The following is a 2,083-nucleotide window of genomic DNA, read 5'->3' as shown; positions in this document are numbered from 1 at the left end:
ACTGCCCGCCCCAACTAGGGAAGTTGGGGTGAAGGGGGCTGCAAAGCTCGCTGGGTGCTGCCAAGCGGGTGTCATAAGCAGAGCAGCCTGAACTGTACCGGAGACAGGCCAATTCCTGTCGGCCGGGCTACCACCGAATCGATGATGAGACAACGAAGCATGCGCGGGAAGCCTCTGTACTTAGCGACCAACCCTCACCTTCAGAACTGGCTGAGAGGGAACCTGTGGGCTGATTGGTTTGGCTTTGATGTTGCCAAGCCAGGAATGAGTTTACCTTATTCGATGATGGAGCTTCCCCCTAGCCATCATCCCGTACCACCAGGGGTAGAGCATGCCATCTAAGGATTCACAGGTCAGAAATCGGAACATGGGAACTGGGGATGATCCGCCTGTTAGGAAAACAGGCTATCGACAGCGACTCGGGAAGGGTCATTCTCAGGGCGGAGTTCGCGTAGTAGTCCGAGAACGGGAAAGCCGTTTACATGGCGAAGGCGGGCAGGGAATCGATACGCTTTCAAAGCCGGAGAAGCGAGCCATGGACTTGGCTCACCAGGCAGACTATGACTGGGTACTCAGCGTGCAACGAAAATTGTATCAATGGAGTCAGACACATCCCACCGAAGCGTATCGGGAGTTATGGAACTGGTTAACAGACCTGCGTAACTTACGAGAAGCCTGGCGTCGCGTAGCCCAGAATAAGGGCAAACGCACACCAGGAATTGATGGGATGACGGTCGGAAGCATTCGCCAGCGCATTGGCGAAGCCCCCTTCTTAGCGACTCTTCACCAGCAGCTTCGGACTGGATCTTATAAACCCAGCCCTTGCCGCCGGAAGTTGATCCCTAAAGTGGGTAAACCAGGGAAATTCCGTCCACTGGGCATTCCGACCATTGCGGATCGGGTGGTACAAAGTGCCATCAAACAAGTTCTGGAACCTATTCTGGAAGCGCGCTTCTGGCCTGTCTCCTACGGCTTTCGGCCGGGAAGAGGCTGCCATGGAGCGCTAGAGCATATTCGTATGAGTATGCGTCCTCGGAAAGTGAATAAACAGGATAACAAACGCCATGAGATGCCCTATCAATGGGTGATCGAGGGCGATATTCAAGCCTGTTTTGATCACATCGATCATCACCAACTGATGGACCGGATTCGGCAGCACTCGGCTGACCGACGGGTTAACCAGTTACTGGTTCAGTTTTTGAAAGCAGGCATTCTGTCAGAGGAACAATTTCTGCGAACCGATGCAGGCACTCCGCAAGGAGGCATCGTTTCCCCTTTGCTGGCCAATGTAGCTCTGGGTTTGATCGAAGAACGCTATGAACGGTGGGTTAACCACCAAACAAAGCGTCGTCAAAGTCGCCAGTGCGATGGTATCAAAGCCGCTATGTGGTCTCGAAGTGTGGATCGTCAGGCTGGTCGGGCGGTGTACTTTCCGTTTCGTTACGCGGACGATTTTGTCATTTTAGTGAGTGGTACTCAAGAAAATGCACAAGCTGAGCGAGAGGTCCTACAAACGCTACTCCAGGAGAAGATGGGTTTAACCCTCTCCCCTGAAAAGACCAAGATTACCCCTCTAACCGAGGGCTTCCAATTCTTAGGTCATCGAGTTAGTATGCGTTGGGACTATCGTTACGGATGGACACCTCGGTTAGAAATACCCAAGCAGAAAGCTGCGGATTTGCGCTACCGTATCAAACAGTTAACGGGCCGAGCCACCCTGGGTTGGTCGCTGGATGAATTGCTACAAAAACTGAACCCCATCCTGCGCGGTTGGGGCAACTTCTACAAGTACTGTACTGGCGCCAAGAAGATCTTATCGTCCCTGGATTGGTATGGACGGGATCGTATTTGGCGTTGGTTACGTAAGAAGTATCCCAAAGCCAATGCACATCTGATTTTGAAACACCGTCAACCTAGTCAACTCCGTCCTCGTTGGAAGGTCTGGCGGGGTCAGGCGGTGGAACATTATCAAATGGGCTGGCAAAAGGTAATGCACTATCAGCGGGGATGGATGAAACCGCCTGAGTTCATGATGGTTCCTGGAGAGCCGGATGCATAACGAAAGGTGCACGTCCGGTTCGGG

2 protein-coding genes are annotated in these 2,083 nt (G+C 52.9%); both read left to right on the top strand.

The features are described from left to right. Positions 1-159 precede the first annotated feature (159 nt). Positions 160-342: a hypothetical protein gene (locus ACYVGR_RS37585; RefSeq protein WP_460966069.1), complete on the top strand. Its 183-nt coding sequence runs from the start codon at positions 160-162 to the stop codon at positions 340-342. After that, positions 332-2,059: a group II intron reverse transcriptase/maturase gene (gene ltrA / locus ACYVGR_RS37580; RefSeq protein ID WP_460966067.1), complete on the top strand. Its 1,728-nt coding sequence runs from the start codon at positions 332-334 to the stop codon at positions 2,057-2,059. The genes ACYVGR_RS37585 and ltrA overlap by 11 nt, the downstream gene beginning before the upstream one ends. Positions 2,060-2,083: the final 24 nt, after the last annotated feature.

The sequence above is a fragment of the Spirosoma litoris genome (assembly GCF_054776755.1).
The sequence above is the reverse complement of the archived record's forward strand: the minus strand, read 5'-3'. Positions and strand labels throughout refer to the sequence as shown.